Genomic DNA, 26,873 nt, shown 5'->3' with positions numbered 1-26,873 from the left:
GTCTTCATCGACTCCCCCCTCACCCTCCTGGTCACCCTCGTCGCCTGCGCCCTCATGGTCGCCGGCTGGTACGCCTGCCGCAAACAAATCCACGAAATCGCCGAAGCCCGCGACGGCTTCACCGGCATGTCCCCCGTCATCGCCAACCGGACTCCCATCCGCTAGCAGGTCCAGCCATGAAGCCACAAAATTCCCTGAGCCCCCAAACGCACCGGCCGCCGACGGAAAGCCAGACGACGGACAGCTGTGAGGACGGCTGTTTCTTCTGCACCGGACCGGAAACCGACTAGGCGCCACCCTCTGTTCCGCTGCATCCAGCGGAAATTCCCAGGCACCCTCACCCACCACACGTAAACCAACCAAGAAGACAAGAAGTGATGACAACGGAGTCCGCAGCAACCATGACCGCAACCGACACGCAGCCGTCCGAAGGCGACACCATCAACCAAGGCCCCCTACAGCCCACCCCCGCCACTGTCCGGGAGAACCTGAACGGCGGCAAGGCCCTAAAGTCCGCCGGGCACGTGATTGTTGACTCCCTCGCGGCCCACGGCGTCGAACGAACCTTCGTTGTTCCCGGCGAGAGTTTCCTGGACGTCCTCGACGGGCTGCACGGTTCTGACATCGAGACCGTGGTCTGCCGCCATGAGGGCGGCGCCGCCTACATGGCCGAGGCCGACGGCAAGATGAACCAGCGTCCAGGCGTCGCCATGGTCACCCGCGGACCCGGCGCCGCCAACGCCCATGTTGGCCTGCACACCGCGTGGCAGGACTCCACGCCTATGCTGCTGTTCGTAGGACTGATCCCGTTCGCCCACCGGGACCGCGAGGCATTCCAGGAATTTGATATCAAGGCCTGGTTCGACACGGGTGCCAAGCGCGTGATGGTCCTCGACCATGCCGAACGGGCGTCCGAGATTGTCGCGGAAGCCATGTTCGCCGCAATGAGCGGACGGCCGGGCCCGGTGGTGGTGGGCCTGCCGGAAGACATCATCCGCCAGCAGGTGGATCCAGCCCTGCACCCCACCATTCCGGTGGCTGCAGGCGGAATGAGCACCACGGATGCCGAAGCACTCGCCGGCGCCCTTGCACTTTCCAAGAAGCCGCTGTTTGTCACCGGCGGCAACGACTGGACCCAGGCAGCGGCAGACCAGCTCACCGAATGGCTTGAAAAGCAGCACATCCCGGCCGCCGCGGAATGGCGTACGCAGGGAACTGTCTCCTTCGACTCACCGTCCTACGTTGGTCCGATCGGCTACGGCCGGCCCCGCCCCACATACGACCTCCTGCAGGAAACCGACCTGCTCGTCTTCGTCGGGACAGTCCCCGGGGATGTCATCACGGATGGTTTTGTCTGCAGGCAGGACTGGAACAAGCAAAACTTCCTGGTGACCATAGACCCTTCGCTGCGCGGACGCTCCGGTCCCGTCTCGCGGCAGATCCTGGCAAAACCGGACGCCTTCGTCCGCGATCTGGTTCAGATCGACTTGCCGCCGAAGGAGGAGTGGAAAGCGTGGACTGCCAGGATGCGCAGCGAGCAGACGTCCTTCGCCGATCTGCCCCCGGCCACGCCGGGCGACGGGCCGGCAAAGATGGACACCCTGATGGCCAACCTGGTTCCGCGGCTCCCCGAGGACGCCATGGTTACTTTCGGGGCGGGCGAGCACACTAACTGGGCGCACCGGTACTTCCCCACGCGGCGCTACGCCTCAATGATCAGCGCCAGGAACGGCTCAATGGGCTACTCCATCCCGTCGGCCATCGCGGCCTCGCTGGCCAGCCCGCGGCGACGGGTGGTCACGATCGCGGGAGACGGGGAGTTCCTGATGAACGGCCAGGAGCTGGCCACCGCCGCTCAGTACGGTGCCACGCCGCTCATCATCGTGATGGACAACCAGGAATACGGCACCATCCGCACCCACCAGGAACGGCACTACCCGTCCCGGGTTTCGGGCACGCAGCTGAAAAACCCGGACTTCGGCCTCATGGGCCAGGCTTTCGGCGGCTTCGGAATCACGGTCACCCGTGACGAGGACGTGCCAGCAGCCCTCGACGCCGCCCTCCAGGCCATCGACCAGGATGGGGTGTTTGCCCTCATCCATCTCATTGTCGAACAGCGGGTTAGGGCCTACTGAAACGTCCGGAACATCGTGGCGGGCCGACGTATTTAATGAAACTAGGCCCACGTGGCACCGCCGGGAACTGAGTACCACGCGTAACGGAAGCGGACGACGGCGGGACCTCCCGCCGTCGTCCGCTTGCGGTGGGTGCCGCTCCCCGACAGGGCCGGCCAGCCAAGCTTCTCGTAGAACGCAGCAGAAGCCGCGGTTTCGTTGACAGTGAGGCTGAGCGAAGCGCCGAGTTGCAGGCGGTACTCCTCCTCGGCACGGAACCCGTCTGGGCAGCCATCATCGGAATCACCATCGCCCACGACAGCGTAGGGATCGCGGGGTGCTGCGGCATCGCACTCATACTCACCGGCGCCGTCTGGGGCCGCTCCGTCGAACGAAACCATCGCTCCGCAAGGCAGGAGTCACCGGTGTTGGGGTTCCGGAGCTACCAGGTGGTGGCTTCGGAGCGCGAGGCGAGCCATCGGTAGTCGAACTGCCCGGCGCGCAGCTGGGCCCGGTAATTCTTCAGGATCTCCGCCCGGTCCTGTTCGTCTGCGTCGGTGGTCATGGCATGCCGTTACCCGCCAGACGCTGAACGGGTGCGCTGGCCGTGCGTGGCAGGTAGTTTGATGGCATGACGGCAAGCTACAGATACGACGTGGAGATCCTGCATCTGCTCGTGTCGCCGGCACACGCCTACTTCGGCCGCGCACGCGAGGGTGCGGCCGACGTCCCCACCACCGATGCCGACCAAGTCGAGCTGGTGACGGGCAAGGGCATCGTGGGTGACCGGTTCTTCGGCAAGGCCGCGCATATGGATGCCGCCGTCACCGTGTTCGCCGTCGAGGCTCTCGAAGCCATCGCCGCGGAGCTGGGGGCCGAGCGCTTTGACCCGCTGCTGACACGGCGCAATGTTGTCCTCAGAGGTGCCCACTTGGCTCCGCTGCTGGGCGGGGAGTTCGCGCTGGAATCGCGCGGGGAACTGGTGCGGTTCAGAGCCGGGCGGCCGGCCCACCCTTGTGCCTGGATGGATCAGATGCTCGCTCCGGGCGCCCACAAGGCCATGCGCGGGAGGGGAGGCGTGCGCTGCCAGCCGCTCTCCGACGGCACTCTGCACCGCGGGCCGGCTGTGCTGATCAGCCCTGTGCCGCTGGACCCGGGGAGTGCCGGCGTCCCCACCCTGCTGCGACCATCGCGGCTGCCATAGCAGTCGGCAAGGGTAGCCTCTAACGGAAGTACCGCCGTCGTCCTCTAACGTTCCGCGGTGACCGCCGGGACGGCGGCTGTGCCAGTGTCCTCCTCAGACTGCTCGGGTGGCTCCGGCTTGTAGACCCACGCCACGAGCACCATCGAGATGATCATCAGCAGGAACCATGCGCCCAGCTTGTCGAGCGAGACCATGTGCCAACCGTTCAGCTGGCTCGGGTACAGCCACGCGCCGGACCAGGTGGCGATGTTCTCGGCTATCCAAATGAACAGTGCCACGAGCAGAAAAGCGGCGACCAGGGGCATCCGGAACTTCCTGCGGAACACGCGGAAGTGCATGACGCACCGTCCGAAGATGACAACGACGGCGGCCAGCAGGACCCAGCGGACATCGAAGATGTAGTGGTGCGTAAAGAAGTTCAGGTATATCGCGGCCGCCACGATCGCGGTGACCCACCGCCGCGGATACCGCGCGAAGCGCAGGTCGAAGAGCCTGTAGACACGCACCATGTAGGAACCGACGGCGGCGTACATGAAGCCGCTGAACAGCGGGACCGCTCCGATACGCAGAAATCCCTCGGCCTCATACGTCCACGACCCGACGTCGGTCTTGAACAGCTCCATGACCGTTCCGACCAGGTGAAAGAGAACGATCACCCTAAGCTCCCGTACGGTCTCCAGCCGCGTAACGACCATCAGAATCTGGATGACGACGGCGGCGAGGGTCAGGAAATCGTTCCTGGCAAGTGCGGCCTCGTCCGGATACCAAAGGCGCCCCGCCAGGATGACTGCGAGGAGCGCCGCGCCAAAGATGCACGCCCAGGCCTGCTTGAGGCCGAAGACCGCAAACTCGATGAGCCTGGAACGGATGCCGCTGGCGGGGGCATCATCCAGGTATCGATGTGCACGTTCATCGATACGGTGTTCTACGGACGTGAAGCTGCGCATTGGTACCCCGTTCCCCCGCCACGAGTGGCAATGTGTGTGACCTGAATCGCCGCAGGCGAGCGCATAATGCAGTCGAGTGGCGGTGACGCGCATTCCACGGTAGCCGAAGCCTGGACGACGGCGGGACCTCCCGCCGTCGTCTGCCTGCTTGAGCGTTGCGCCGGACACTTTTGCTCCGGGGCTTCGTAATATTCGAACGGCCCAGCGCCGGCGCAGCTGGATCATAGACAGACTGGTCTGTCTCTAATATGCTGACGCTCCCGATGGCGTGCACTCGCTTAGCCATCACCGGAAGAAAAGAGCCGCGATGTCAGAAGTGGTTGCGCTGGGAGCCAAGAGTGCATGGCAACGCCCCGCTAACAGAACACCTGGCTGCACATGCCCGGACTGGCGGTACACGCCCAGGCAGGCCAGGCCGACCGACCCCGGCTGTTCGCAGCACGGAGAACTTCACGCCGCCTGAAGGCACCATTTAGCATCCTCGACCCCGGGCATGGGCGGTCGGGCATGCGACGACTGGTCCTGCCCTCAGGCTGCACCGCTCCGCCGGGGTCCGGCTGCGGCCCGGCGGAGTGCCCGGCCAAGGGTGCGGAGCTCGCCTGCCGGTAACGGCCGGGATTCCTGCTCCCGCGCCGGCGCCGAACGCCCTGCCGCAGGTTTCGACCGGCTGCCCGGGCAAAGGTCGGCGATGTGTCCCATGCCGGCGTACTCTCGCACCGCGGCTATGCCGGCAACAGCTGCCGGCTTGTCGCCAAAGGCCTTGGACACAGCCATGACCGTTCCATCGGGTGCTGTGAGCCGGAATCTGACGTGCGATTGTGCGTCAATGAACAGTTCAATCAAACCGGCCATAGGTGTCCTCCCGTTCTGCGGGCTCCTGCCCGGGCGGCGACCCCGCCGCGAAAGGGTCCGACGGCATCCTTGCCGCCGGACCCCTTGAGGCGACGAAGCCCCAATTGATCGATTCATCAAGTGATCAACAGCTTGCCTTAGGCAACCAGCCGCGCGCAAGAGCCGACGGGCAACCCCGAGGAAAGACCCAGCCAATTCACAGCTGCGCCCTGCAACCGGACGGAGCCATGGGCAGCGATGTCAGTGATTCCGGTCGAGCGCCTCGAGGAGTCGCTTGACCGAGCCGCCGAGGTTCCATTCGGTGGCCAGCCGCTCGAGTTCGGCGCGAGAATCGCCGACGACAGGGCGCAGCTGCGCGCCCGCCTCCTCGAGCGTCGGCAGCTCGAGGTCACGGACGATGTTCACGACGGCGGGCGCAACCGTGAGGTAGTCGGTGGCCGCGGCGAGCTTCGACCGCACGGATGCGGACAGACCGCCTTCCGCATCCGCCGCAGCCGCGAGCAGCCCGTCGAGCGTTCCGTACTCCAAGAGCAGAGACGCTGCGGTCTTCTCGCCGATGCCGGCGACGCCCGGTAGCCCGTCCGAGGCGTCGCCGCGGAGCGTTGCATAGTCGGCGTACTGCTCGGGCAGCACGCGGTACTTGCCGACGACGACCGCGTCGGTCATGATCTCGAGGTTTCTCATGCCGCGCGCGGTGTAGATCACCCGTACCTGACGGGCGTCGTCGACGACTTGGAAGAGATCGCGGTCGCCCGTCACCACATCGACCGGAAACTCGGCGTGGCTGGCGTAGGTGCCGACGACGTCGTCGGCCTCATGTTCGGCGGCCCCCACGACGGCGATGCCGGCGAGCTCGAGCACCCGGCGGATCATCGGAATCTGCGCCTGGAGCGCGTCCGGCACGATCTCCACGTCGGGGATCCCTCTATCACCTCTGCGACTCGGTGCGACTTGTAGGTAGGAATGAGGTCTACGCGCCACTGAGGACGCCAATCGTCGTCCCAGCAAGCAACGAGGTGCGTCGCACCGTAGTCGGTGGTGAGCCGCGCGATCATGTCGAGCAGGCCTCGAACGGCGTTCACCGGCGTGCCGTCGGCGCGGCGGATCGTGTCGGGCAAGCCGTAGAAGGCGCGGAAGTACAACGACGCAGTGTCTAGCAGCATTAGGCGGTGGGGCATAACCGATCCTGACACGGATGCGCCCGGTCGCGCTGGACCGGCGCAGTTTAAAGTGCGGGCCACCTGAACCATTGGTATGACTCCGGGGAGCCATGCGCCCAACACGGCCAGCGCACTGGCCCAGGTTGTTCTCTGCCGTTTCCGGCCCGCACCGTCGGGATGACAGGACTTGAACCTGCGCGCCTGCCCCAATCAGGTGCTGCCAAACCGCGATACATCCCACTGACCCGGCGGAAGCCGCCGTGCCGGTCTAATTATTATGCGGACCCATCGCCGGGTTCCGCAGGGGCAGGCACATCCACGGACCCCCGTGCCGCCTTTTTACGTTATGGGGCAGGGACAGCAGGGAGAGCGGCTTCATCCCAGGTGCTTCCGACGCGTCGGGCTTTGTTAATGTCCGCTGGCGGCTGCATCCTTGGAGCATGGATGCCGTCCGGATGCTTGGCGGGCGGGGCCTGCCCCGGCCCCGCTGGGGTGTGCGAAAGCGCGCCACGGCCACTGCCGTCTTTGTCGTGGCCGTGGCGCTCCTCATTGGCGGCCTTACCCTGCTGGTGGCGCTGCAGACGTCGCTGGTCGCCGCTGCCGAGGCCGCCGCCCGGGGGGAGGCCGAGGAGGTCGCCGCCCAAATCTCCGGCCAGGGCCTGGACGACGGGCGCCGCTTCATTGAGTCTGCCGCGCACTTTGGGCAATATGTCCAGATTCTGGATCCGGAGGGGTCGGTCCTTGCATCCTCGGTGCCTGCCGCGGCGGCAGCTCCGCTGACCGGTTTGCGCCCGGACGATGGGAAAACGCTGATTGAGGACGTACCCGAGCTGCCCAGCCTCGGTGACGACGACGACTTCCTGGTCGTGGCGACCGGAGTCCGGAGCGACGGCGTCCTCCGCACAGTGGTGGTGGCAGCCACGGTCCAGGTTGAGGCCAACACCCTTGCCACGGTGTCTTGGTTTGTGCTCGGCGCCACGCCGCTGTTGTTGACGCTGGTGGGGATCGCCGTCTGGGTGCTGGTGGGCCGGTCCCTTCGTCAGGTCGAGAGAATCCGTGACCAGGTGGCCATGATCAGCGCCCGCCGCCTGGACGGACGGGTGGAAGTCCCGCCCACCGCCGATGAGATGCAGGCTCTGGCGCAGACAATGAACTCAATGCTGGACCGGCTTGAGGCAGCCGACCTGGAACAGCGGCGCTTCGTCTCGGACGCCAGCCATGAGCTGCGCAGCCCCCTCGCCACCCTCAGCGCCGGCGTGGAAATCGCAGCGGCCGATCCTTCCGGACGTACATGGGAGGAGATGAAGTCGGTCCTTGCCGGCGAAACAGCCCGGATGCGGTATCTCGTTGAGGATCTGCTCACGCTGGCCAAGACCAACGACGGAGGGCTGCGCCTGGAGCAGGCCGATGTTGATCTGGACGACGTCCTTAACGGCGAAATCGGCCGCCTGCGTTCCACGAGCCTGCACCGGATCGAGGCACGCCTGGAACCGGCACGGATTACCGGCGATGCCCGCAGGCTTGCCCAGGTGATCAGGAACGTCCTGGACAATGCTGACCGGTACGCCAAGTCCGTGATTGCCGTCGACGTTCACAGTGCCGAGACTCAAGTCGTGATAACCATCGATAACGACGGGCCGCCCGTGCCTGCCCCAGACCGGGAGCGGATCTTCGAGAGGTTTGTCCGGCTTGATGACAGCCGGTCCCGGGAACGAGGCGGAAGCGGCCTGGGACTTGCCATCGCCGCCGCAGTAATGGCCGCCCACCACGGCTCGATCGGGGCGTCGGAAGCGCCAGGGGGCGGATGCCGCTTTGAAATGGTCTTCTCCCACGCCGCGCCGGCCAGCGAGAGCCGCACCGGCAAGAAAGTCTCGCGCTAACTCCAGCCAGACCCGTAGTCTCACAGGGCTATTCCATAGCGGTCCTGTCGGCGGTGAGCAGATATCCCATGCCCCGCACGGTCGTCAGGGTCTGCACACCGAACGGGACATCGATTTTCCGTCGGAGGTAGCCAATGTAGACCTCCACGACGTTCTCGCCGCCTTCAAATGCCGTATCCCACACGTTGTCCAGAATCTCGCCCTTGGAAACCACTTGGCCAGGCCGTCGCATCAGGTATTGCAGCAGCGCGTACTCCTTGGCGGTCAGCACAATCGCTGCCTCGCCGCGTTGCACTTGGCGACTTGCCGTGTCGAGGCTCAGGGATCCCAGCTCCAGGACAACGGGCCGCTCGGGCGCTCCGCGGCGCATCAGAGCCCTTATCCTGGCGACCAGGACGAGGAAGCTGAACGGCTTGGTCAGGTAGTCGTCCGCTCCCAGGTCAAAAGCGTCTGTCTCGTCATACTCGCCGTCTTTGGCCGTCAGCATCAAAACGGGCGTCCAGATTCTGCGGCCGCGGATTTCTTTCAGCACGTCGTAGCCATTCTTCAATGGCAGCATCAGATCAAGCAGAATCACGTCGTAGGGCTTCTCCGTCGCAGCCCATACCCCACTGACCCCGTCGTGGACCACGTCCACCACGAATCCTTCGTTGGACAGCCCGCGGCGGACGGTATCGGCCAGCTGCTTTTCGTCCTCGACCATGAGAATCCTCACGCCTGCACCGTCCACTCATTCTCGAAATTTCCCTGACAGAGAGTTTGCCCTGCCCTTGCGACAAGGTTTCTCAGCTTGCTCTCATGTTCGGTGCACGATGCTGATCATGAGACCGGTAACCCTGTACAGGAAAGAATGCCACCCATGTACCAGATCATGCGTCAGGCCGCCGGACCGAGAAGGACCAACTAGAGGAAGAGAACGTCTGTGGCAAACATACGATGGCTTCTGGTTCCCAACCCCGAATGGGTCCTGATGTACCGGCGCGGCCTCACCCGCGGGCAAATCTCCGAGCAGACGGGGGCGCCGATATCGACAGTGGGTTACCACCTGGCCGCCGCAAGGACCGACGATCCGACGCTCCGTGAGGAGCACTATGCCGCCGCCAACGGCAACCCTGCCAGAGCAACCCGACGAAGTGTCCAACGCATGAACGACCTCGTCAGCATGGTTCAGCAAACAGGCCGGTACCCCGCCAGCAACGCGTCCGAAGTCTCCGAACGCAGCCTCGCTGCATGGCTCCGCCGCCGCCGCCGCGACGCTGCCGCGGGATCCCTTACCCGCATGCTCGATGACGGCCTCAGCGTCCTGCCGGACTGGAAGAACTCCCCCAGGGCGTAGGCCGAGGCGGCGTATCCGCAGGACGCCCCGGGGGCGTTCCTGCTACCTGCATGCTTTGTGAATGCCTATTGTCACGCATTCAGATAATTAGTATTGTGCGCCCAACTGGACTTTCGTCTGCATCAGGCGGCGCCGGAATTGGCGCTGCCGTCAGGGGCTCCGCCCCGTCCATTAAGGCGTCTAATCACCGCACTCGCCGCCAATACGGAACACAGGACGCCACGCATCCATTCAAGGGAGAACCTGATGTTAGGCACCAGAAGCCGCCTCGCCGCCGTCGCTCTTACAGTCGCTCTCATGGCCATAGCCGCCCCCGCGCAGGCAGCCCCCGCCACACTCGTCAGCACGGGGCCGGGAATCCTCGTCGCCGACGGCGCCGCGGTCGATGTTCCCGTCACCTTCGTGTGCGACACCGACCCCGCCCTGCTCATCGCAGTACCCGTGGTCCAACTCACCCAAAGGGTCAGCGACGGCCGGATAGCCGGTGGCGGCGGAAACGAACAGATAAACTGCACCAGGAAGGCCCAAACCGTCACCATAAGGATCGTTCCCAATGTTATGGCGTTCAACGAAGGCCCCGCCGCAGCTTCGGTCTTTCTGCAGACCTGCAGCGCGCAGTTCCAGTGTTCCACCGTCATTAGTTACACCGAAATTACACTCGCCAAACGAGCCGACGCCGGGCTGCGCCAACGATAAACATGCCAAGGACAGCCGGGCTCAGCCTTCCGTTGCGGACCCGAAGCTCAGGAGCACCTTGCCGGACTCAGCCGAGTTGCGGGCCACAGCGAATGCCTCCAACGCCCGGCTGACCGGGAACTCGTGGGTGATGACCGGTTCGATGTGCAGAGTGCCGTCAGCCAGTGCGGCGATGACGCCGTCGATCTCGTCGTTGAAGCGGAAGGAGCCGCGCAGTTCGAGTTCCCGCGTGATGGCCAGGGAGATCAGGACCGGCTGGGGACCTGTGGGCAACAGGCCGACCATCACCACCGTGCCACCGCGCGCGGCGCCCTGGATGGCGGACGCCAGTCCGTGGTGGTTACCGGAGGACTCAATCACCACATCGGCCTCGACGGCGGCGATCGCCTCCGCGTCGGAGGCGGCCAGGACCTCGTCGGCACCCACGGCCGTGGCGATCTCGAGCGGTTTCTCATGCATGTCGACGGCGACGATCCGGGCTGCGCCGGCCCGTTTGAGGACCGCCACAGCCAGCGCGCCGATGGGCCCGCTGCCGATCACGAGCGCAGTCGTGCCCGCGACGTTCCCGGCCCGGGCCACCGCATGCCATGCCACGGACGCCGGTTCGATCAGCGCAGCGGTACGCAGGTCCAGGCCTCCCGGGAGCGCACGGAGCATCCGCACCGGCAGGTTCACGTAGCGGCTGAACGCGCCGTCGGTGTGAGGGTAGCGGGCTGCGCTTCCCAGGTAGGTGCAGCCGGGCGAGAGGTTGGGCCGGTCGGCCGGATACCGCGCCGCACCGGCACGGGGCGTGGCCGGATGCACCGCGACCGGCGTTCCCGCCCCGGGGCCGGTTCCGTCCGCCGCGGCGCGGACCACGGTCCCGGAAATCTCATGGCCGAGCACCAGCGGGGCCTTCAGGATGGATTCACCGGCTGCGCCGTGCAGCCAGTAATGCAGGTCGGAGCCGCAGATGCCGCCGTAGTGGACTTCGACGACGGCCTCATCCGCGGCGGGCGCCGCAAGCGGAACGTCGTCGATCCGCAGGTCGCCCTTGGCGTGGGCAACGACCGCCGGTCCAGAGACAGGGAGGGCCGCGTTGGTGGGGACCGTTGGCGGTCCCATCAGACCACCACCGTCATTCCGCCGTCGATGAAGATCGTCTGGCCGTTCACGAAATCCGAGCCGCTGGAAGCCAGCCAGACAGCCGGCCCCGCCAGGTCCTCGACTGTGCCCCAGCGGTGCGCCGGGGTCCGGCCCAGGATCCAGGCGTTGAATTTCTCGTCGTCCACCAGATTCTGGGTCATCTCGGTGTGGATATAGCCCGGCGCAATCCCGTTGATCTGCAGCCCCGAACCCGCCCACTCCGCGGTCATCGCCCGGGTCAGGTTCCGCAAACCGCCCTTCGCCGCAACGTACGGCGCGATCGTGGGGCGGGCCAGGTCCGTCTGCACCGAACAGATGTTGATGATCTTCCCGCGCCCGCGGGGAATCATGTGGCGGGCTGCTTCCCGGCCCACCAGGAACGCACTGGTCAGATCCGTGGAAATCACCCGCTCCCAGTCCTTCACATCCAACTCCAGCAGCGGCACCCGATGCTGAATCCCGGCATTGTTGACCAGTATCTCAAGGGGACCCACGTGCTCCTCCACCCACGTGATGCCCCGCGCGGCCTCGGCGTCGCTGGTGACATCAAACGCGATGCTGTGCACCCGGCCGGGCGCATAATCGGCGGCCATCGCCGCCTCCGCGGCCTTGAGCCGTTCCGGATTGATGCCGTTCAGGACCACGGTGGCACCGGCGTCAGCCAGTGCCCGCGCCAGCGCGTTGCCGATGCCCCGGCTGGAACCGGTCACCAGGGCCACCCGCCCGGTCAGGTCAAAAAGTGAATTCATGAAAAGAGCAGCTCCTTCGCCGCGGTCTGCGCGGTAGTCGCGGTTGGTGGTTCCTATGTATCGCGAACGTACACTTGTGGCCCTCGCGGCCAGGGCCGCAAGTGTCCGTTCGCACTGTTGTCTAGAAGGGCCCGCGTTGCACCAGATTCGCCGGAGTCTGCCCGGCGGCGAGGGCTTCGAGCTGCTGCCGTAGGAGCTTCAGGATCCGTGGCTGGAAGGCGGACGCGTTGCCGCCGATGTGCGGGGTGATCAGGGCGTTCGGTGTTGACCACAGCGGGTGGTCCTGCGGAAGCGGCTCTGGATCAACGACGTCGAGCGCGCATTGCAGCCGCCCGGAAAGGACTTCCTTGGTCAGCGCAGCAGTGTCCACCACCGGACCGCGCCCCACGTTCACCACCAGGGCTCCGTCCGGCAGGGCAGCCAGAACCTCTTCGCCGATCAGCTGATGGGTCTGCTCGCTCAGGGGCAGCACGGTGACCAGAATGTCGTGCGTAGCGGCGAGCGCGGGCAGCTCCGACGATGCGTGCACCTCGCCCTGCTCGTCAGTCCGGGCCGCACTCCCCACCCGGGTGACCGTGACCTCGAAGGGCTCCAGACGGCGGGCGATCTCATGCCCGATCCCGCCGACGCCTACCAGCAGCACACGCCTGTCAGCAAGGGACTGGCGCCGCTCCGGCCGCCAGAGGCCGTACTGCTGGTCGCGGACAGCCTGGTCGATGCCGCGCAGCTTAGCCAGGATCAACCCCACTGCCAGCTCCGCCGTCGCCGCCGCATGGACGCCGGAGGCACTGGCCACACCGGCCGCCGGACCGGCCGCTTCGATAACTCCGTCATATCCGGTCGACTGCGTCTGGACGAACTTCAGGTCTTCAACCTTGGCGAGGGATCCCAGAACCGCAGAGGCGTCGATGTAAGGGAGGATGACGCCGTCGATCTCGCTCAGCGTCCCGCCGTCGGGATCCGACTTCAGGTCCCAGACCACCCCTCTCAGGCCCTCGGGAAGGGGTGAGAGATCGGCGAGAAGCTGCGGGTCGGGAAAGCTGACGGTGCGGACTGTTTGCATCGGAAAAACCTCTCGGGTCTATGGGTCTGGGGTGTGCTGGGCGGCCGGGGCGGTGCTTGCCGGGGCCGACGCGGCTAGCGCCGGTCGAACGTGAGCCCGCCGGGGACCTGGAATGTGGGCATGATTTCCAGCATGCCCACATTCACGTGCCGGGGCGTTTCGATGGCGTAGTCCATGGCGTTGACGATGTCGTCGGTGGTCAGGGACTCGTAGCCTTCGTAGTACGTCTTCCACGCCTCTTCCATGGCTTCCGGCGTGCCTCCCATGTTGCGTCCGAAGATCTCCGTTTCGACGCGTCCGGGGCAGATCTCCGTGACGCGGATGCGCTTGCCCACGGTGTCGTTGCGCAGTTGCCGGGAGATCTGGTGCACCGCCGCCTTGGTGGCGTGATAAACCGTGTGGCCGTAGAAGTTATAGACACCGGCGATGGAGCTGATGTTGATGACGTGCCCGCGGTCGCGTTCCACCATGCCCGGCAGCACCAGCCTTGTCAGCTGGAGCAGGCCGCGCAGGTTGACGTCAATGAGTTCGTCGATGTCGCTCTCGCTGGAGTCCAGGAGGTTTCCCGGCCGGGACACTCCGGCACAGTTCACCAGGACATCCACCTCAAGATCGCCGACGGCGGCAGCCAGCGCCGCCGTGTCGGTCAGGTCGACGACGTGGGGAATCGCCCCGGTCTTGTCGGCAAGGTCGTTCAGGCGTTCCTCGTTGCGGGCCACGGCGTGGACGGTGAGTCCCCGCTTGGCCAGGCGTTCGACGATCGCGGCACCCATCCCGGTGGAGGCACCGGTGACGAGGGCTGTTGAATAATCTGAAAAGGGCATCGAAGTCTCCTGGTTGGTTTGCAATGCTGTGCTTGCCGCTGCGTAGTGGTGCAAGCACGGGGGTGGTCCGTGGTTAGGCGTCCCGGAGCGGCAGGTGCGCCCGGTCCTTGACCGTGCTGACGGCGGCAAGGGTGCCCAGCGCGGTGATGACGGCGTAGAAGGCAGGCATGTAGATGTTGCCGGTGGATGAGATCAGCCAGGTCATCAGCAGCGGTGCCGTGCCTCCGAACAGTGCGGAAGAGATGTTGTAGCCCAGGCCGTAGGCGGAGTAGCGCACCCGGGTGGGGAACAGTTCCACGATCAGGATGTGGATCACCGCGGTGTGGCCGGCGAACACGACGGCCATGATGCAGGCGCCGAGGATCGCCAGTGCCATGTTGCCGGTGGCGATCAGGGCGTAGGAGGGAATGCCAAGGACTGCCATGGCGATTGCAGACCCGGCGATGACCTTCTTGCGTCCGATCCGGTCGGAGAGGGCGCCCATGAAAGGAATGGCGATGCAGATGACCACCAGGCTGCAGGCGGTGACCAGCAGGGCCTGACCGATGGTGAAGTTAAGCTGCTTGCCCTTGAGGAAGGTGGGCATGTAGGAGAAGAGGACGTAGTAGCCGGAACCGTTCATGAGCGGGATGAACAGGGCCAGCAGCATAGCGCGCCGATGTTCGGCGGAGGCGAAGGCTTCCTTCAGCGGGTTCTTGGACAGCCCGCCTTCTTCCTTCAGCTTCACGAAGTTGGGGGTGTCGCTGATGGCCTTGCGGATGTACCAGCCGATGACGCCCATGGGGATGGCGATGAGGAACGGGATGCGCCAGGCGAAGGCGCCGAAGCCGCCGCCGTCGATCGCAGCTGCGGTGAGCCACGGGGACATGGAGAACGCTACGAGCGTACCGGTGAGGAGGGCCGCAAAGGATGCGATCTGTGCGTAGGAGGTGATGATGCCGCGCTTGCCTTCCGGGGCGTGCTCAGCGAGGAAGGTCATGGCGCCGGCGGCTTCACCGCCCACGGAGAAGCCCTGCAGCATGCGCAACAACACGAGCAGCACCGGTGCTGCGATGCCGATGGCCGAGTACGCGGGCAGGAGCCCTATACCGGCGGTGGCGGCGCTGATCAGCAGGATGACGAAGACCAGTAGTTTCTGCCGCCCGATCCTGTCGCCCAGGAAGCCGCAGACAACGGCTCCGAGGGGGCGGACGAAGAAGGACACGGCGTAGCCGGCGAAGACAAACAGCAGGGCGTTGTCCGGGTTGCCGGGCGCCAGGAAGACGAGGGCAAGCGTTCCGGCCATGAAGGCGAAGATGCCGTTGTCGTAGAGTTCCACGAAAATGCCGACGCAGCCGGCAGTGACAACTTTGCGGGTCTGCTTGCCGCTGAGCCGTTCTTTGTGCGGCTGGGCCGCGTGCGTAGAAGTTGACATGGCTTTCCTTACTAAGGGGAATGGTAACAAGGCTTTTGATCTGATGGGAGGGCGCTTAGCTTCCGGCTGCCGGTGCCAGTTTTGGCCAGCCGGGCTGGTTGCCGATGCCGAGGAGGGAGAAGACCGTGCCGACCGTGGAACGGAGGTTCTCCAGATCCCGCAGAGCCGCCCGGTACTTCGCTGTAGCTTCGGGAACGGTGGTCTTGCGGAAGGTTATGGTGTGGCCCGGGCGGGCCTGGGCGAGCACGTCGAGCGAGCGGCTGGTAACCACTGCAAGGACGGGGTAGCCGGCGGTGACACCGCGGCCCCGGTGCAGCACCAGGAGTTCCTCCCGGGACGGCACTTCGATGGCTCCCACCGGGACGCCGCGGGACAGCACTTCGGCTGTGGACTGGCGTTCGGGAAGGGCGCCGCCGAGGCGAAGACCGATGTGGTTGCTCCGGGCACTGACGGTGTATTCGGTGTTGAAGAGCAGTTCGGCGGTATCGCCGAACTCGTCAACGTCGGGGCCGTCCGTGACATCAATGACGGCGTGGCTGCTGAACTCCGGCCGGGACAGTCCCAGCCGGAACAGCGGCAGGTCGAAGTACGGCTGCCGTATCGGGCCGACGCTCCGCGAGGTCTTGAGTTCGGTGCCCTGGGAGAGCCGCAGGCCGAAGCCGATGACGGTGTCGGGGGCGCAGCTTCCCAGCAGGATCGGCGCTTCCACCGAGCCATGGACGGCAACGTAGGCTCTGAGGCCTCCGGTGATCTGGCGCAGTGCAACGGTTTCCCCGGCGCGGACGGACACCGGTTCCCATTGCGGGCATTCGCGGCCGCCGACCGTGAGGGTAAGGGGCGCGCCGGTGACGGCAATGAGAATGTCCGTAGTGGCGCGCATCCGGAAGTCCAGGGCGGTTACTTCCAGCAGCGGAGCGTTCTCCTCATTGGCGGTGAGGATGTTCGCCGCGCGTGCCGAGAACTGGTCCAGCGCGCCGTTCACGGGCAGCCCGAACCGGGGTCCCCTGAAGCGGCCCAGGTCCGTGACCACCGAGTGGCCGGGCTGCTGGATGATCAATGAGCCGGTCATCGTGCCGCCTCCATTTTCCGGCCTGCGTAGCTGGCGAACTCCTCGGGCTGGATCTGGCGGAACCTCAAGATGTCGCCGGGGACGTAGGGAACAAGGGGTTCGCTCGTGGCGTCAAGAACGGTCAGGGGCGTCTGGCCTATGACGCACCATCCGCCGGGCGCCACGGCCGGCGCAATGACTGCCTGCCGGCCCGCGACGGCCACAGCTCCTGCCGGAACGGACAGGCGGGGGTCCTTCAGCCGCGGGACCGGGAGCGGAAAGTCGGGTCCGTCCATCATGGGTGAGCCGGCGGGCGCACCCAGGCAGCGGATGACGTAGGACTTGGCCGTGTGAAGCTCGATGATCTCCTCGACGGAGAGCTGCTCATGTTCGGCCACGCGCTCCAGGTCCGGGCCGTACTCGCCGCCGTAGACAACCGGGACGCTGAACTCGCGGGGAGTCCGGGCGGGCGCACCGATGAAGTCGAGCTGGCGCAGGCCGAGCAGGACGAAGGCCCGGACCTGGCGCGCCGAGGTGACGCCGGGGTCGAATTCCACGAGCAGTGAATCGTACGTCGGCACGGCCCCGTGGACGCCGTCGGCCCCTGCGGCCTCCAGCCATCCGGCAAGGGAATGTACGGTGCTCCAGTTGGCCTCACTGTCCGGGGAAGACGCGACGACCCGAAGGGCGGCGTCACCGGACTCGAAGATCTCGACCGGAGTTGGGGTTGGGGTGGGGGCCATGTCAGGCAACCTTCAGCTTGGCGGCCAGAACCTGGGCGAGCGGGGCAATGGTCACGCCGGCGTTCTCCAGTTCAGCTCGAACCTGCCGGGCCAGCAGAACGGCGCCGTGGGTGTCTCCGTGCAGGAGTACCGTGTCGGCGACGATGGGCAGATCGGTGCCGGCAACGGTTTCGATGAGCCCTTCGCACACCATCCGGACGGTGCGGTCCACGATGGTCGAAGGATCGTGGATGACGGCGCCGGGGCGGCCGCGCGGCACCAGGGTGCCGTCAGCCTCGTAGGCCCGGTCGGCGATGCCCACGATCCCCACCGGGAGCCGGCGCGCAGTGGCTGCGGTGGCCAGTTCGCCGTCCTGGGCCAGGACGATCAGGCCGGCGTTGATGCGGGCGGCGGCGTCAGCCACGGCTTCGGCGTAGTCGGCGCGGGTGGCAACGAGGTTTCCCAGCCGGCCGTGCGGGGCAATGTGGGCCACGCTGGCGCCGTGATAGGCGGCGAAGGCAGTCAGCGCGCCGAACTGGTAGAGGACGTCGTTGCGGACCTCATCCGCCGTCAGGTCCATGGCGCGCCGGCCGAAGCCGCGGAGGTCCGGGAAGCTCGGGTGTGCTCCGATGCTGACCCCGAGCCGAACGCATTCGGCGACGGTCGCGTTCATGATGTCCGGGTCACCGGCGTGGAAGCCGCAGGCGATGTTGGCGCTGGAAACCACCTCGAGGAGGGCAGCGTCGTCGCCCATCGAGTAGGCGCCGAAGCCTTCTCCGAGATCTGCTACGAGATCAACTGAGAGTCCCATGTGAGCCTTCCTGGAGTGTGAGCTGCAACGTTGCCCCGCAGGGCGACGTGGTCAGCTGCCGGTAGTGAAGTGATTGTCCCGATCCGGCCCTGAAGGGGGCTTCCGACGGGACGGCCCGAACTGCCGGGCTTCCATAAAAAAGTCTGGCACCGCGAGTTTGATCACACAAAGACGTAATCCATGTCACGGGATAGGTGCCGGTTATGACGGGTTTGCCGCCGGCACGCCTGCAGGGGTGACCGCAGCACGGCGAGGCAGCGCCTCCAGGGCCGCCCAGGGTGGCGGATCTCCCGTTGGTTAGTGCTCTCATTTGTCACCTCTTTCTCCAACGTAGGCTCCGCACTTGCGTTGCGGGACGGCGAATGCATTCAAGGTACGGAGCGCATATTTCGGAAATGTAAAAAAGCGATATCCATTTCCACAAGACCGCTTCTATGCGAAATGCATCTGATGTCATCATGGAATTGCATGTCACCGGAGGGGATAGAATGTACGATTAGTGAAATAGCGTTCTGGGTTCAACCTAGTGTCAGCGATGTGGATCACACAAAGACGTATTGCGTATCCCTCCACAGCATCCGGTTATGACCGTCCCTGGGTTCAGGACGCCGCAGAGAGAGAAGGCGGCCATGGATACGCGGAAGCTTGCGTACTTCGTCCAGATCGTGGATTCGGGAAGCATCACCAAGGCTGCGGCGGCGCTGCACGTTGCCCAGCCAGCCCTGAGCCAGCAGGTTTCGGCTTTGGAGACTGACCTCAAGCAGCGCCTGCTGATCCGCAGCAAGCAGGGGGTCCAGCCCACAGCCGCCGGGCACACCCTATACCGGCATGCGCAGTCAATCCTGCGGCTGGTGGCGCAGGCGCGGCAGGACGTCGCCAAGTCGGGGGCCGCGCCATCGGGTCGCGTGTCCATTGCCATCGCGCCCTACAGCATGGCGTCGAGCCTGACGCCGCAGATCATCAGCGAGGTGGGCCGCCGGTACCCCGACATCATCCTGCATGTCACGGAGATTTACGGCGGCGTCCTGAGCGAAGCCATCAAGAACGGCCGGCTCGATATGGCCCTCATCTACGAGCCGGGCCCTATCCGCGGCGTCCAGTTCACCACGATGATCGTCGAAGATCTGCACCTGGTGGTCAACGCCAAGCGGCTGGAGTCCGGGTCCGCGATCGGCGAGATAACGCTGGAGGAGGTGGCACACTTCGGGCTCTTCCTCCCCGAGAAGATCCACACGCTGCGGCAGGCTGTCGAGGCAGGTTTCGACAGCAAGGGGCTCAAACTCCAGCTGGTGGGCGAGGTGGAGTCGGTGCCGTCCCTGACGCGGCTCCTCCGGGCCGATCTGGGGGCCACGATCCTGCCCAAGTCAGCCGCGGACGCGCTGTTCCATGAAGAAGACTTCTATGTCTTGCGGATCGTGGATCCGGCACTGCAGTGCAAGATCGCGCTTTGCACGCCGGACCACGACCCCCTCTCGGAGGCGGCGTCGGCGGTGCTGCTTGTGCTGAAGGAAATGCTCCAGGAAATGCTCAGCGATAAGTATGGCCGCCCATAGCTTTGGCTTATTAGGGCACGCATCATTTGTCTTAGTAACTGGGCGCCGGGGATTCTAATATTGGTGGCAAGCCAAGAAATTGCAGCGAATCAATTTTCCGCAAACAATCAACCGGGAGCCTGCCATGAAAAAGATCAGCACCACCAGGAGAATTTCAGACCCGAGACTGGGACTGATGGCTAAAACCGGGTCCCATTGCCCGACCAATGGCTTCTGGCGCCCCCAGGACCGATCCGCTGACCCGGTCTTTGTTTTCGAGGGCAGCATCATGCCGGTCAGCGGCGGCGGTTCGACGGTCTGGTACCTGGACGATGCCGTCTTCGGCGCCCCTGCTTATTCGGTGCCCCACGGGGGTCTGATTAGCGGCTGACTGCACCGTCAGCTGCAAAGCACGCTCAACTGCGGGCGCCGCCGCACAGTTATCCGTACGACGGCGGAGCTGCCGCGGCTTGGGCGGCCACCCCGCCCGCGCTGAGGGACCCTCGCGGAGCCGGCGGCACGCGGCCGTTCCGCCGGCCGATGTGCTGCAAATTCTCTTTTATCAGCGGAGGTTCAACGAGGGCCCGCGCAGCGGCGACATCGGGTGCGGGGAGGACTCTGGGCAGGGTGCAGCTTTCGATGCTTGGCTCCGCCGGCTCTACACCGCCCCCGGGACCGGCAACCTCATCGCCATGGATTCGAGGGCACGCCTGTTCCCGGCACACCATCGAACTCCACACCCCCACCGGCCACAGGCACTACTCCACCGCGCCGCCGCTGCCCGGAATTGTGCTGCGCGAAGCAGGGTAACCCGAAGCAGGGTAACCCGCACGGCCACGCCCACCACCGCAGCCGTCGAAGCCACGGCAGGAGGACCGCCGCCGCAGAATACGAGCCTCAGGCGGGGCAGAAGACTGCCCCGCCTGAGCCAATGCCGGCACCTCCCGGGCACCGCTGCCGCGATGTGACTATGCGTGCTCTACGAGCAGCCCCTTGGCCCTCAGAACCTCGGTGAGGTTGCACAGATCGATGGTGGTCCCGCCGGCCTGGTAGAGGCGGATGAGGTCGCGCTCGGCGTCGTCGCGTTCCTGCGAGAGGCGGATGACTTCCTCGATCTCGTCCTTCCTGACGACCACCACACCGTCCGCGTCGCCGCGGAGGACGTCACCGGGATAGATGATTTCGTCGCCGAAGACCACAGGGTGGTTGATCGGGCCGATCGTTTCCTTGACGGTGCCTTTGATGGAGACGCTGCCGGAGAAGACGGGCAGCCCCAGTTCGATGAGGTCCTGCGTGTCGCGGACGCCGGAGTCCGTCACCAGGCCGGCGAGGCCCTTGGCCTTCATGGCGTTGCCGAGGACGTCGCCGAACGTTCCGGCCTCCTCGTACTCCCCTGCCGCGGCCAGGATGACGTCCCCGGCCTCGGCGTAGTGGATGGCCACCTGCAGCATGAGGTTGTCCCGAGGAGCGCAGCGCACAGTAGTGGCCGGACCGCAGAAGGACATGCTCCGGTCGATCGGCTTGATCTTGGAGCTGAGGGCGCCCTTGCGGCCCTGTGCCTCGTGGATGGTGGCGGACGAGAACTTGGCCAGGCGGCTTACGGCGTCGGCGTCGGGTCGTTCGATGGTGGTCTTGACGTGAATCACGGCGTTTTTCCTTCGGTGGGTGTGGATCAGTTGAGGGCCTGGACGGCCTTGTCGATGGCGGCGATGGACTCTTCGATGATGTCGAGGCTGGTCGCGTAGGAGATGCGGAAGTAGGGGCCCAACCCGTAGGCCGATCCCTGGATGACTGCCACGGAAGCGGCCTCAAGAAGGTAGAGGGTGAAGTCCTCATCGTTGCCGATGACTTTTCCCTCGGCGGTCGTCTTCCCGATGACCCCCGCACAGTTGACGTACGCGTAAAAGGCGCCTTCCGGCGTCGTGCATGACAGCCCGCCGACGGCGTTCAGTGCGGTGACTGCCACATCGCGCCGGCCGCGGTAAACCTCGACGCTGTCATGCACGAAGCTCTGGTCGCCCGTGAGGGCGGCGGCGCTGGCGGCCTGGCTTACCGAGGACGGGCAGGATGAGATTTGGGACTGGAGCTTATTGATTGCGGCGATCACCGGGGCCGGTCCTGCCGCGTATCCCAGCCGCCAACCGGTCATGGCGTACGCCTTGGACACGCCGTTGACCACGAGGATGCGGTCCCTCAGTTCCGGGGCCACCTCCACCAGGCTGGAGATCCGGCCGGTGCCGAAGTAGATCTGGTCATAGATTTCATCGGTCAGGACGTAGATGTGCGGAAAGTCCGCGAGGACGTCGGCGAGTGCGCGCAGTTCCGCCCGGGAGTAGACGGCGCCTGTGGGGTTGGACGGCGCATTCAGGATGATCCACTTGGTCCGCTCGTTGAGGGCGCCGCTTAGGGCTTCCGGTGTGAGCTTGAATCCCACGTCCTCGCCGCAGGGAACCACTACAGGCGTGCCTTCGTTGGCGAGCACCATGTCCGGGTAGGAGACCCAGTAGGGGGCGGGTACAACCACTTCGTCGCCCGCGTCCAGGGTAGCCATGAAGGCCGTGAAGATGACCTGCTTGGCGCCGCCGCCAACGGTGATCTCGGCCGGGGTGTAGTGGATGCCGGTGCGCATCTCGAGAGTCTGGAGGATCGCCGTCTGCAGGGCGGGCGTTCCGGTGACGGAGGTGTACTTGGTCTCGCCCCGGCTGATGGCCTCAACGGCTGCCGCCTTGATGTGCTCCGGGGTGTCGAAGTCCGGCTCACCGACCGTCAGGTCCAGGATCCGGCGCCCTTCTGACTTCAGCTCACGCACGCGGGCCGCGGCGGCCACGCTGGCGGATTGCTTGATGCGGGACACTCGCGATGCAGGTACAAATTCAGACATGGTCTCTTCCTAGGGATTCAGGAGGGAGCGATATTTGCTTCCTTCGACCCTAGGGAATCCAGGCGGCTATGGATAAGACCTAAACTGCGTGGACGGATAAGCGTCTCTTATGGCCTGCGGCAGTCATGGCGTCGGTCCTCGGCTGTGTACAGCGCGAGACCTCTGCTTTTGGCCCCTAGCCAAGGCCGAACCCAAACTTTTTGATTATGGCTCCACGCACTATTGGTATTTCCGCGGGGTGGCCATCCCGTCTAGCCTTCTACGTAACCGGCGCCGACTGGCGCGGCCGTTTTCCGGGTCGGCTCGCGTGCCGACGCGGACCGACTCCAATCCGAACCGAGGAGTGCTCTTGGCCGTTCTGCACCGCTCCGACCGCCCGGAGGTTGCTCCGACACCGGAATCACGTCGGCGGCGTGCCCGTACCGGCTCGTACCGCTACCAGGGAACACCAAAACCCGACCCAACTGCTGTCCAGGCTGACAGGATACGGAAGTTGCTCAGGGAGGACCGGCAACGGATTTCTTTCAACGCCAGCAGCATGCGCGCGCTCTCCGTCCGCCTAAACCAACAGATTGCCCAGGCGCTCTGTGACGGCATGAGGATCACGGGCCTGGCAGAAGCCTCAGAACTCTCCCGCTGGACAATCCGGACAATCGGCCTGTCGTCCGAGGACCTGCTCCCGTCCGGACTGCCGGCCGGGCAGCACCTTGCGGTGATCAGCCAGTTGACGTCCGAGTTGGCCGAGCTTGAGGAGTCGAAGGCGATCCTTGAGGAAAGTCGACTGACCCTCATGGCTGCGGCACGCCGGCTTGGCGTCATGGATGACTACGAGCTCGCGGCTCTGAGCGGACTCCAGCGCGATACCGTCCAGAAAATGACAGGGTGCCGTCGGCCGGAAACCGGTGTCCTCCCGGCGTAGGCGGGCCCTGATCCGCTATGCGGCGGAGTCCGGGTTCCATCCTGGTCCGCCCTCGCGGACCAGGATGGAACTGCCCTATCGCAAAATCACAGTGCGGTTGCCGAGCAGCAGGATTCTGCCCTCGCAATGCCAGCGGACGGCGTTGCGGAGGGCCGTGCATTCGGCGTCCCGGCCGACCGCGACAAGGTCGTCGGCGGTGTACGTGTGGTCCACGTCGATGACCTGCTGCGAAATGATGGGGCCCTCATCGAGTTCGGCGTTGACGTAGTGCGCCGTGGCGCCCACGGTCTTAACGCCCCGGTCGTAGGCCTGGTGGTAGGGCTTCGCACCCTTGAAGCTGGGCAGGAACGAGTGGTGGATGTTGATGGTCCGTCCTGCGAGCTTGGCCGAAAGCCCGTCACTCAGGACCTGCATGTAGCGGGCCAGCACCACGAGCTCCACATCGAGGCCGTCGACGAGTTCCAGAAGCCGGGCTTCGGCGTCGGGCTTCGTGTCCTTGGTGACCGGCAGGTGGAAGAACGGGATACCGTGCCACTGGACCAGCCCCTCCTGCTCGCGGTGGTTGGAAACCACGGCGACGATCTCCACCGGGATGTCGCCCGTGCGTGCCCTGAACAGCAGATCATTGAGGCAGTGGCCCATTTTGGACACCATCACCAGGACGCGGCGCTTGCGGCCGTGCGGCTCCAGCTGCCAGTTCATCTTCCACTTCTCCGCCACAGCCGTGAAGTCCCGGCGCAGCTCCTCCGTGCTGAAGGACTCCTGCGCCGCGGGATCCTGCGGAGAGGAGAAGTGGACGCGCATGAAGAAGTGCCCTTCCCCCTTGTCCCCATACTGCTTGATGTCGATGATGTCGCAGCCGTGGCTGAGCAGGAATCCTGAGACCGCGTGGACGATGCCAGGCGACTCGGCACAGTCGACGGTCAGGACATGCTCGACCGTTGCGGCAGGTACCTCAGCTTTCGGTATGGGCCTGTTCAGGGTTTGGGCAGTGGTCATTTGTACAGTGCTCATTTCTTCACGTTCCCAAGACCCCGCCCGGTGGCCTCGTGCGCCAAATCCTGAGTGAGTTCGGCCTGGAACGTTGCATAACGCGCCAGATGGGCGGGGCGACGGCGCAGCACCAACCAGGCGGCGCCGAGCACGATGAACCAGACGGGCGTGACCAGGAGCGCCGTGAGGGTGTCCGGCTGCGTGGTCAGCGTCCAGAGCACGAAGGCGAAGAACGCGAAGACCACCCAGACCATGGGGACGCCGCCCGGCATCCGGTACTTGGAAGCCTCATGCAGGTGCGGGCGGCGCCTGCGGAAGGCCAGGTAGCTGGCCAGGATGATGGACCACACGAAAACGAAGCAGACAGCCGACACGGTGGTCACCATGTCGAAGGCTTTGCCGATGTCCTGGCCCGCGTACATCAGCACCACGCCGGAGAGAAGCAGAACGCAGGAGAGAAACAGGGCATTCTGCGGAACCTTGCGGCGCGAGAGGGCACCGAAGACGGACGGAGCGTCGCCTTCCTGGGCCAGCCCGTACACCATCCGCGAAGTGGAGTAGATGCCGGAGTTGGCCGAGGACATGGCCGAGCTGAGCACCACCAGGTTCACCACGGTGGCGGCGGCGCCCAGGCCCGCAAGGGAGAACATGGCGATGAACGGGCTGTGGCCGGCCTGGAACTGGGTCCAGGGGGTGACGGACATCAGGATGATGAGGGCGCCCACGTAGAAGAGCAGCACACGGATGGGGATGGAGTTGATGGCCTTGGGCAGGTTCTTCTCCGGGTCCTTGGCCTCTGCGGCGGTGGTGCCCACGAGCTCAATGCCCACGAAGGCGAAGACTGCGATCTGGAAACCGGCCACGAATCCCATGAACTCGTTCGGGAAGAAACCGCCGTGGCTCCACAGGTTCGTGAAGGTGGCAGGGCCGGCGTCGGACTGGAACCCGCTGAAGATCATGAACAGGCCCACCACGATCAGCGCCGCGATGGCGATGATCTTGATCAGTGCAAACCAGAACTCCGTCTCGCCGAACGCCTTCACCGTGGTGAGGTTCAGGAGCAGGAGGATGGCCACGGTTGCCAGGCCCGGGATCCACAGCGGCACCGAGGGCCAGAGTTCCTTCGAATAGCCCGCTATGGCGATGACGTCCGCGATGCCTGTGATCACCCAGCAGAACCAGTAGGTCCAACCCGTGAAGAAACCGGCCCAGGGACCGAGGAGGTCCGCCGCGAAATCGCTGAAGGATTTGTAGTTCAGGTTGCTCAGCAGCAGTTCGCCCATGGCCCGCATGACGAAGAACAGCATGAAGCCGATGATCATGTAGACGAAGATGACGGAGGGCCCTGCCGCGGAGATGGTTTTGCCCGAGCCCATGAAGAGGCCTGTGCCGATTGCGCCGCCAATGGCGATCAGCTGGATGTGCCGGTTGCTGAGCTGCCGCTCAAGATGCGGCGTTTGCTGGGAAGTTACGGTTTCAGTTGTCACGTGCTGCTCCTCGAATCAATGCTGGATGGAGTGCTGCTGAGGTTGACGCCTGGTCTGGCCCTCCGGGAACCGAATCAAGGCTGTTGAAGCTGTAGAGATGGATGCCCGCGATGTTGCCGGGGTCGCTTTCCAGCCCGGTCACCAGGCTTTGTGGCGAGTAGCTGTCACCACTCAGGAGTTTGCGGGCCAGCGGGCCCTTGCGGCTAAGGAACTTCAGGGAACTCCCGACGCCGATCTGCGTCGCCAGCGAGACCAGCTTGGTCCGCGGAACAGACCCTGCCACGCCGGCCCAGACGGGCAGCCGCACGCCTTCGCGGCGCAGGAGCGCCGCGTAATCAAGGATTTTCGGCGCGGAGAAGCACATCTGCGTGACAACGTGCGAAGCCAGGTGCTGTTTGGCCAGCAGCGCGTCCAGCACGTCCACGGGACCAGCAGCGGGGTGGCCCTCCGGGTAGCCCGCAACGCCTGCCCGCATCGCGCCGCCGGAATACTGCGCGATGTCTTCCAGAAGCGCAAGGGCGGACTCGTACGGGCCAGCTGGACTCTTCCGGTCTCCGCCGATCACGAACACCTCGCCGATGCCGGCAACGCCGCAGTCGCGCAGGATTCCGGTGAGGTCAGCGCGGCTATGCAGGCTACGCCCCGCGAGATGCGGGATCACTTTGTAGCCGAGCACGCTCAGCTGTACCGCCGTGCGCATGGTCCGCTCGATGCCGTGATGGGGCAGGCATGTCACGGTGAGCGTTGTGGTCAAGGGCACCTGGGCCTTGACCCGCTCAACGATTCCCTCTGAAGGGATGATTTCTATTCTGATGGGGAACATCTTTGGTCCTCTCTGAACATCAGGGTGGTGGGTCTGGAAGGTCAGGCCGTGCCTGCGAGCAGCGAGCTGGCTTCCTGGCGGGTGCTGCCGGAGCTTTCGATGTGTGCCAGTTCGGCGGGGATTTCCCAGCCTTTCTTGCGCATCGCGGTGGCCCAGAGCCGGCCGGCACGGTAGGAGGACCGGACGAGGGGTCCGGACATGACGCCGAGGAAGCCGATCTCGTCCGCTTCCTGCTGGAGGTCCACGAATTCCTGTGGCTTGACCCAGCGGTCCACCGGGAGGTGCCGCTCGGA

At 65.2% G+C, this 26,873-nt stretch carries 26 protein-coding genes, 1 tRNA gene and 2 pseudogenes; 8 read left to right on the top strand and 21 right to left on the bottom strand.

Going from position 1 to position 26,873, the window contains the following annotated elements:
- Positions 1-377 precede the first annotated feature (377 nt).
- Complete coding sequence (locus AC1DD3_RS21065) at positions 378-2,135, top strand: thiamine pyrophosphate-dependent enzyme (protein ID WP_230120671.1); 1,758 nt, start codon at positions 378-380, stop codon at positions 2,133-2,135.
- Between the two features lie 41 nt (positions 2,136-2,176).
- Here the strand turns inward: AC1DD3_RS21065 and AC1DD3_RS21060 are convergent, their stop codons facing one another.
- Positions 2,177-2,515 (bottom strand): hypothetical protein, encoded by a 339-nt coding sequence (locus AC1DD3_RS21060; protein WP_476882448.1) that lies wholly within the window; start codon positions 2,513-2,515, stop codon positions 2,177-2,179.
- A 41-nt stretch (positions 2,516-2,556) separates the two neighbouring features.
- Positions 2,557-2,679, bottom strand: coding sequence for a hypothetical protein (locus tag AC1DD3_RS21055; RefSeq protein WP_290369796.1), 123 nt, complete (start codon positions 2,677-2,679; stop codon positions 2,557-2,559).
- A 66-nt stretch (positions 2,680-2,745) separates the two neighbouring features.
- Between AC1DD3_RS21055 and AC1DD3_RS21050 the strand changes: the two genes are divergently transcribed.
- The gene (locus tag AC1DD3_RS21050) at positions 2,746-3,318 is read left to right on the top strand and encodes an MOSC domain-containing protein (RefSeq protein WP_230120675.1); all 573 of its coding nucleotides are present in this window, start codon (positions 2,746-2,748) and stop codon (positions 3,316-3,318) included.
- 44 nt (positions 3,319-3,362) lie between these two features.
- Here AC1DD3_RS21050 and AC1DD3_RS21045 read toward each other — a convergent pair whose 3' ends face one another.
- The 4 genes and pseudogenes from AC1DD3_RS21045 to AC1DD3_RS21030 all read right to left on the bottom strand — a co-directional run bounded on the left by AC1DD3_RS21045 (position 3,363) and on the right by AC1DD3_RS21030 (position 6,517).
- Positions 3,363-4,265, bottom strand: a complete 903-nt coding sequence (locus AC1DD3_RS21045; protein WP_476882447.1) for a DUF817 domain-containing protein — start codon at positions 4,263-4,265, stop codon at positions 3,363-3,365.
- Between the two features lie 528 nt (positions 4,266-4,793).
- On the bottom strand, positions 4,794-5,039 hold the full coding sequence (locus AC1DD3_RS21040) for a hypothetical protein (RefSeq protein ID WP_476882446.1): 246 nt from the start codon (positions 5,037-5,039) through the stop codon (positions 4,794-4,796).
- 318 nt (positions 5,040-5,357) lie between these two features.
- Positions 5,358-6,295 (bottom strand): annotated as a pseudogene (locus tag AC1DD3_RS21035) (5'-3' exonuclease).
- A gap of 154 nt (positions 6,296-6,449) precedes the next feature.
- A tRNA-Pro gene (locus AC1DD3_RS21030) sits at positions 6,450-6,517 on the bottom strand.
- A 200-nt stretch (positions 6,518-6,717) separates the two neighbouring features.
- Here AC1DD3_RS21030 and AC1DD3_RS21025 point away from each other — a divergent pair.
- Positions 6,718-8,157, top strand: a complete 1,440-nt coding sequence (locus tag AC1DD3_RS21025) for a sensor histidine kinase (protein ID WP_476882445.1) — start codon at positions 6,718-6,720, stop codon at positions 8,155-8,157.
- A 28-nt stretch (positions 8,158-8,185) separates the two neighbouring features.
- On the opposite strand, the gene AC1DD3_RS21020 is transcribed toward AC1DD3_RS21025, so the two are convergent.
- The gene (locus AC1DD3_RS21020; RefSeq protein ID WP_230120684.1) at positions 8,186-8,872 is read right to left on the bottom strand and encodes a response regulator transcription factor; all 687 of its coding nucleotides are present in this window, start codon (positions 8,870-8,872) and stop codon (positions 8,186-8,188) included.
- 207 nt (positions 8,873-9,079) lie between these two features.
- On the opposite strand from AC1DD3_RS21020, the gene AC1DD3_RS21015 reads away from it, so the two are divergent.
- Together AC1DD3_RS21015 and AC1DD3_RS21010 are read left to right on the top strand one after the other, a co-directional pair.
- On the top strand, positions 9,080-9,493 hold the full coding sequence (locus AC1DD3_RS21015) for a hypothetical protein (protein ID WP_230120686.1): 414 nt from the start codon (positions 9,080-9,082) through the stop codon (positions 9,491-9,493).
- Between the two features lie 246 nt (positions 9,494-9,739).
- A complete protein-coding gene (locus AC1DD3_RS21010) occupies positions 9,740-10,189 on the top strand; it encodes a hypothetical protein (RefSeq protein WP_476877572.1) in 450 nt (149 codons plus the stop codon).
- 21 nt (positions 10,190-10,210) lie between these two features.
- Here the strand turns inward: AC1DD3_RS21010 and AC1DD3_RS21005 are convergent, their stop codons facing one another.
- From AC1DD3_RS21005 to AC1DD3_RS20970, 8 genes are all read right to left on the bottom strand, one after another.
- A complete protein-coding gene (locus AC1DD3_RS21005; protein WP_476882444.1) occupies positions 10,211-11,293 on the bottom strand; it encodes an L-idonate 5-dehydrogenase in 1,083 nt (360 codons plus the stop codon).
- On the bottom strand, positions 11,293-12,063 hold the full coding sequence (locus AC1DD3_RS21000) for an SDR family oxidoreductase (RefSeq protein ID WP_230120691.1): 771 nt from the start codon (positions 12,061-12,063) through the stop codon (positions 11,293-11,295). Before AC1DD3_RS21000 ends, AC1DD3_RS21005 begins: the two co-directional genes overlap by 1 nt.
- 121 nt (positions 12,064-12,184) lie before the next feature.
- Entirely contained in the window at positions 12,185-13,126 is a 942-nt protein-coding gene (locus AC1DD3_RS20995) for a 2-hydroxyacid dehydrogenase (protein WP_230120693.1), read from the bottom strand.
- A gap of 74 nt (positions 13,127-13,200) precedes the next feature.
- Positions 13,201-13,950: an SDR family oxidoreductase gene (locus AC1DD3_RS20990; RefSeq protein WP_230120695.1), complete on the bottom strand. Its 750-nt coding sequence runs from the start codon at positions 13,948-13,950 to the stop codon at positions 13,201-13,203.
- Between the two features lie 73 nt (positions 13,951-14,023).
- Positions 14,024-15,364 carry an MFS transporter gene (locus AC1DD3_RS20985; protein WP_476877570.1) on the bottom strand — a complete coding sequence of 447 codons (1,341 nt, stop codon included), beginning with the start codon at positions 15,362-15,364 and terminating at the stop codon, positions 14,024-14,026.
- A gap of 55 nt (positions 15,365-15,419) precedes the next feature.
- Positions 15,420-16,433 carry a 5-oxoprolinase subunit C family protein gene (locus tag AC1DD3_RS20980; RefSeq protein ID WP_230120699.1) on the bottom strand — a complete coding sequence of 338 codons (1,014 nt, stop codon included), beginning with the start codon at positions 16,431-16,433 and terminating at the stop codon, positions 15,420-15,422.
- The gene (locus AC1DD3_RS20975; RefSeq protein ID WP_230120701.1) at positions 16,430-17,155 is read right to left on the bottom strand and encodes a 5-oxoprolinase subunit B family protein; all 726 of its coding nucleotides are present in this window, start codon (positions 17,153-17,155) and stop codon (positions 16,430-16,432) included. The genes AC1DD3_RS20980 and AC1DD3_RS20975 overlap by 4 nt, the downstream gene beginning before the upstream one ends.
- Position 17,156: 1 nt before the next feature.
- Positions 17,157-17,945 carry a LamB/YcsF family protein gene (locus AC1DD3_RS20970; protein WP_476882443.1) on the bottom strand — a complete coding sequence of 263 codons (789 nt, stop codon included), beginning with the start codon at positions 17,943-17,945 and terminating at the stop codon, positions 17,157-17,159.
- A 629-nt stretch (positions 17,946-18,574) separates the two neighbouring features.
- Here AC1DD3_RS20970 and AC1DD3_RS20965 point away from each other — a divergent pair.
- Both AC1DD3_RS20965 and AC1DD3_RS20960 read left to right on the top strand, forming a co-directional pair.
- Positions 18,575-19,498: a LysR substrate-binding domain-containing protein gene (locus AC1DD3_RS20965; protein WP_230120705.1), complete on the top strand. Its 924-nt coding sequence runs from the start codon at positions 18,575-18,577 to the stop codon at positions 19,496-19,498.
- 175 nt (positions 19,499-19,673) lie between these two features.
- Positions 19,674-19,868, top strand: coding sequence for a hypothetical protein (locus AC1DD3_RS20960; RefSeq protein ID WP_476877568.1), 195 nt, complete (start codon positions 19,674-19,676; stop codon positions 19,866-19,868).
- Positions 19,869-20,445: 577 nt separating this feature from the next.
- Here AC1DD3_RS20960 and AC1DD3_RS20955 read toward each other — a convergent pair.
- Both AC1DD3_RS20955 and AC1DD3_RS20950 read right to left on the bottom strand, forming a co-directional pair.
- A complete protein-coding gene (locus AC1DD3_RS20955; RefSeq protein ID WP_476877567.1) occupies positions 20,446-21,123 on the bottom strand; it encodes a 4-carboxy-4-hydroxy-2-oxoadipate aldolase/oxaloacetate decarboxylase in 678 nt (225 codons plus the stop codon).
- A 26-nt stretch (positions 21,124-21,149) separates the two neighbouring features.
- Entirely contained in the window at positions 21,150-22,358 is a 1,209-nt protein-coding gene (locus tag AC1DD3_RS20950) for an aspartate transaminase (RefSeq protein WP_230120710.1), read from the bottom strand.
- A gap of 538 nt (positions 22,359-22,896) precedes the next feature.
- On the opposite strand from AC1DD3_RS20950, the gene AC1DD3_RS20945 reads away from it, so the two are divergent.
- Complete coding sequence (locus AC1DD3_RS20945; protein WP_230120712.1) at positions 22,897-23,277, top strand: hypothetical protein; 381 nt, start codon at positions 22,897-22,899, stop codon at positions 23,275-23,277.
- A 75-nt stretch (positions 23,278-23,352) separates the two neighbouring features.
- On the opposite strand, the gene purU is transcribed toward AC1DD3_RS20945, so the two are convergent.
- The 4 genes and pseudogenes from purU to AC1DD3_RS20925 all read right to left on the bottom strand — a co-directional run.
- Positions 23,353-24,276: a formyltetrahydrofolate deformylase gene (gene purU / locus AC1DD3_RS20940; protein ID WP_476882449.1), complete on the bottom strand. Its 924-nt coding sequence runs from the start codon at positions 24,274-24,276 to the stop codon at positions 23,353-23,355.
- 11 nt (positions 24,277-24,287) lie between these two features.
- Complete coding sequence (cycA, locus tag AC1DD3_RS20935; RefSeq protein WP_476882442.1) at positions 24,288-25,757, bottom strand: D-serine/D-alanine/glycine transporter; 1,470 nt, start codon at positions 25,755-25,757, stop codon at positions 24,288-24,290.
- Complete coding sequence (locus AC1DD3_RS20930; protein WP_476882441.1) at positions 25,747-26,580, bottom strand: methylenetetrahydrofolate reductase; 834 nt, start codon at positions 26,578-26,580, stop codon at positions 25,747-25,749. Before AC1DD3_RS20930 ends, cycA begins: the two co-directional genes overlap by 11 nt.
- A gap of 41 nt (positions 26,581-26,621) precedes the next feature.
- Positions 26,622-26,873, bottom strand: a pseudogene (locus AC1DD3_RS20925) (lipoyl synthase); the annotation flags it as partial.

This window comes from Arthrobacter sp. 05T444 (assembly GCF_056395905.1).
This window is presented reverse-complemented; position numbering and strand designations above follow the sequence as displayed.

Excerpts from the sequence above, each read along its gene's own strand:
- AC1DD3_RS21065 (WP_230120671.1), top strand. The coding sequence starts at position 378 with ATGACAACGGAGTCCGCAGCAACCATGACCGCAACCGACACGCAGCCG.
- AC1DD3_RS21060 (WP_476882448.1), bottom strand. The coding sequence starts at position 2,515 with ATGGTTTCGTTCGACGGAGCGGCCCCAGACGGCGCCGGTGAGTATGAG.
- AC1DD3_RS21055 (WP_290369796.1), bottom strand. The coding sequence starts at position 2,679 with ATGACCACCGACGCAGACGAACAGGACCGGGCGGAGATCCTGAAGAAT.
- AC1DD3_RS21050 (WP_230120675.1), top strand. The coding sequence starts at position 2,746 with ATGACGGCAAGCTACAGATACGACGTGGAGATCCTGCATCTGCTCGTG.
- AC1DD3_RS21045 (WP_476882447.1), bottom strand. The coding sequence starts at position 4,265 with ATGCGCAGCTTCACGTCCGTAGAACACCGTATCGATGAACGTGCACAT.
- AC1DD3_RS21040 (WP_476882446.1), bottom strand. The coding sequence starts at position 5,039 with ATGGCTGTGTCCAAGGCCTTTGGCGACAAGCCGGCAGCTGTTGCCGGC.
- AC1DD3_RS21025 (WP_476882445.1), top strand. The coding sequence starts at position 6,718 with ATGGATGCCGTCCGGATGCTTGGCGGGCGGGGCCTGCCCCGGCCCCGC.
- AC1DD3_RS21010 (WP_476877572.1), top strand. The coding sequence starts at position 9,740 with ATGTTAGGCACCAGAAGCCGCCTCGCCGCCGTCGCTCTTACAGTCGCT.
- AC1DD3_RS21005 (WP_476882444.1), bottom strand. The coding sequence starts at position 11,293 with ATGGGACCGCCAACGGTCCCCACCAACGCGGCCCTCCCTGTCTCTGGA.
- AC1DD3_RS21000 (WP_230120691.1), bottom strand. The coding sequence starts at position 12,063 with ATGAATTCACTTTTTGACCTGACCGGGCGGGTGGCCCTGGTGACCGGT.
- AC1DD3_RS20995 (WP_230120693.1), bottom strand. The coding sequence starts at position 13,126 with ATGCAAACAGTCCGCACCGTCAGCTTTCCCGACCCGCAGCTTCTCGCC.
- AC1DD3_RS20990 (WP_230120695.1), bottom strand. The coding sequence starts at position 13,950 with ATGCCCTTTTCAGATTATTCAACAGCCCTCGTCACCGGTGCCTCCACC.
- AC1DD3_RS20985 (WP_476877570.1), bottom strand. The coding sequence starts at position 15,364 with ATGTCAACTTCTACGCACGCGGCCCAGCCGCACAAAGAACGGCTCAGC.
- AC1DD3_RS20980 (WP_230120699.1), bottom strand. The coding sequence starts at position 16,433 with ATGACCGGCTCATTGATCATCCAGCAGCCCGGCCACTCGGTGGTCACG.
- AC1DD3_RS20975 (WP_230120701.1), bottom strand. The coding sequence starts at position 17,155 with ATGGCCCCCACCCCAACCCCAACTCCGGTCGAGATCTTCGAGTCCGGT.
- AC1DD3_RS20970 (WP_476882443.1), bottom strand. The coding sequence starts at position 17,945 with ATGGGACTCTCAGTTGATCTCGTAGCAGATCTCGGAGAAGGCTTCGGC.
- AC1DD3_RS20965 (WP_230120705.1), top strand. The coding sequence starts at position 18,575 with ATGGATACGCGGAAGCTTGCGTACTTCGTCCAGATCGTGGATTCGGGA.
- AC1DD3_RS20960 (WP_476877568.1), top strand. The coding sequence starts at position 19,674 with ATGGCTAAAACCGGGTCCCATTGCCCGACCAATGGCTTCTGGCGCCCC.
- AC1DD3_RS20950 (WP_230120710.1), bottom strand. The coding sequence starts at position 22,358 with ATGTCTGAATTTGTACCTGCATCGCGAGTGTCCCGCATCAAGCAATCC.
- AC1DD3_RS20945 (WP_230120712.1), top strand. The coding sequence starts at position 22,897 with ATGCGCGCGCTCTCCGTCCGCCTAAACCAACAGATTGCCCAGGCGCTC.
- purU (WP_476882449.1), bottom strand. The coding sequence starts at position 24,276 with ATGACCACTGCCCAAACCCTGAACAGGCCCATACCGAAAGCTGAGGTA.
- AC1DD3_RS20930 (WP_476882441.1), bottom strand. The coding sequence starts at position 26,580 with ATGTTCCCCATCAGAATAGAAATCATCCCTTCAGAGGGAATCGTTGAG.